The following is a 2635-nucleotide window of genomic DNA, read 5'->3' on the forward strand; positions in this document are numbered from 1 at the left end:
GACCGCCGGCTGGGGACGCTCAGCATCGGCCGGCTCGGCGGCGAGGCGTTCACCGATTGCGACACGGAGCTCCTGGCCTCCGTGGCGAGCCAAGTCGCCTTCTCGGTCGAGAACGCGCTCGCGTTCCAGGAGATCGCCCAGCTCAAGGACAAGCTCGCCGCGGAGAAGGTCTACCTCGAGGACGAGATCCGCACCGAGTACAACTTCGAGGACATCATCGGCGAGTCCGCGTCGCTGAAACGCGTGCTGCACCAGGCGGAGACGGTCGCGCCGACCGACTCGGCCGTGCTCATCCGCGGCGAGACGGGCACCGGCAAGGAGCTGATCGCCCGTGCCATTCACGACCTGAGCGGGCGCCGAGGGCGGACGTTCGTCAAGGTCAACTGCGCCGCCATCCCGACGGGCCTGCTCGAGAGCGAGCTGTTCGGCCACGAGCGCGGCGCTTTCACCGGGGCCATCGCGCAGCGGATCGGCCGTTTCGAGCTGGCCGACGGCGGAACGCTCTTCCTCGACGAGGTCGGCGACATCCCGCTCGAGCTGCAGCCGAAGCTGCTGCGGGTGCTCCAGGAGCGGGAGTTCGAGCGGCTCGGTAGCACGCGTACGAAGCGCGTCGACGTCCGAGTAGTCGCAGCCACGAACCGGAACCTCGAAGAGATGGTCGCCGCCGGCACGTTCCGGAACGATCTGTACTATCGCCTGGACGTCTTCCCGATCACGCTTCCGCCGCTCCGCGAGCGGCCAGAGGACATTCCGCCGCTGGTCCGGTACTTCGTGCAGAAGTTCGCGCGTCGCATGAACAAGCGCATCGAGACCATCCCCGCAGACGCCATGACGGCGCTCTCACGCTATGCCTGGCCGGGAAACGTGCGGGAGCTCGAGAACGCCATCGAGCGCGCCGTCATCCTGACGAGCGGGCCCACCCTTCGCGTGCCCATGTCGGAGTTCCGCGGTCGCGCCGTCGCGCCGTCCGGCGGCGCCACCACGCTCGAGGCGACGGAGCGCGAGGCCATTCTCCGCGCGCTGCGCGAGACCAACTGGGTACTCGGAGGTCCGCAGGGGGCCGCCGCCCGCCTGGGCCTCAAGCGCACCACGCTCCAATCGCGGATACAGAAGCTCGGCATCGATCGCTCCACGGCGTGAGCCAACCGCCGGCCATGTCGGCATCGTCGTTCGGGATCGAAACGCTGGCACAGCGAAGGGAGGCTCCATGCCAACACGGAAGGCAGAAGCGGAATGGAAGGGCAATCTCGCCGAAGGCAGCGGGCGGCTGAGAGTCGGCAGCGGCGCCTTTGACGGGCCGTATTCGTTCAAATCCCGATTTGAAGAAGGCCAAGCGGCGACCAACCCGGAGGAGTTGATCGGCGCTGCCCACGCCGGGTGCTTCACGATGGCACTGACCGCGCAGCTTTCACGGGCGGGCCTCACGCCGACGCGCATCCACACCGGTGCGGAGGTGACGCTGGAGAGGGTCGGCGAGGGGTTTTCCATCACCAGGATCGAGCTGGAGACCGAGGCCGACATTCCTGGCATTGACGAGGCGACTTTTCACAAGAATGCGCTCGATGCCAAGCGGAACTGTCCCGTGTCGAAGGCGCTGGCGGGCACGGAGATTCACCTGAACGCGCGGCTGCTCTAGCAGGTACTTCTCCGCTCCGTTCGGTGCCGAGCGGCGCATCGACGCGCGCATCTGGTACCCGGCGGCCGTGCCGCCGCCCGCCGGGACCACGGTCGACACGGCGCCGCACGACGTCCCGGCGCCCGCAGGTCGCTTCCCGCTCCTCCTGGGCGGCCAGAAGCCCGCATGGGGGCTACTGGCAGGTGCCTCTCACGCAGCTCGTCCCCGGCGCACACTGGAAGTTGCAGCTGCCGCAGTTGGAATCCGTGTTCAGGCTCATCTCGCACCCGTCGGCATCGGTCATGTTGCAGTCGGCGAAGCCCGCGTTGCAGAACCCGATGCGGCACGTCATCGGGTTTCCGCCGCAGAAGACGGAGGCGTTCGCCTTGACGTCGGGCACCGCGCCGTTCCAGCGCTTGCAGCGCAGCGACGGGACGGGCGCCTACGTCGTGCACTCGGGCACGGGCGATGCGGTCGGGTTAGTCACGTCCCCGCTGTCGCCGTGGCTGAGACTTGCGGTCTCCAGCGGCCCCTCGTCGCCGATGTCGTACACGATCCTAGAGACCGCGCTCTAAGCGGGGGACCCGGAGTCTCACAACTCCTGCCATGGGGGTCCTCCTTGGCTCCGTGCTCCCCTTACTGCCTCCGCGAGATGATCCGAGATCGTCCAGTGCCGCCGCTGCGATGGCCGCGTGTTCATCGCGCAGGTGAGCCGTGAAGGGAACCGCGTTCAGGAGCACGAACGCGCCTGCGGGCGCCGGGGCGAGCGCGCCATGCTTCACGCCGACGACGCGGAGGTGGACGGCCCACTGCCCGCGGGAGACGTTAGTCGCAACCCATGACGCAGAACGCGGTCGCGCACTCGCTAGGAACTGTTGCGCAGAACTCGGCGCATTCATCGGGGCAGTCCTCACTGCATCGGAGCGGGGAAGAGCAGGTCAATGTAGCGAAGGACCCGTTGGCGCATCTGGCGGAGCACCGGTTGCAGGGGCAATTGAGGAAGCCGCCGCAGCCGTCGGG

General features: G+C 68.0%; 3 protein-coding genes. All 3 read left to right on the forward strand.

What is annotated here, in order from left to right; genetic code table 11:
- Nucleotides 1–1140: AAA family ATPase (locus tag E6J59_19820; GenBank protein TMB15675.1), on the forward strand; the 1140-nt coding region annotated here is incomplete at its 5' end.
- A 67-nt stretch (nt 1141–1207) separates the two neighbouring features.
- Nucleotides 1208–1636: an OsmC family protein gene (locus tag E6J59_19825; GenBank protein ID TMB15676.1), complete on the forward strand. Its 429-nt coding sequence runs from the start codon at nt 1208–1210 to the stop codon at nt 1634–1636.
- A 245-nt stretch (nt 1637–1881) separates the two neighbouring features.
- Nucleotides 1882–2190 (forward strand): hypothetical protein, encoded by a 309-nt coding sequence (locus E6J59_19830; GenBank protein TMB15677.1) that lies wholly within the window; start codon nt 1882–1884, stop codon nt 2188–2190.
- Nucleotides 2191–2635: the final 445 nt, after the last annotated feature.

It is taken from the genome of Deltaproteobacteria bacterium (assembly GCA_005879795.1).
Classification (GTDB): Bacteria; Desulfobacterota; Binatia; order DP-6; family DP-6; genus DP-6.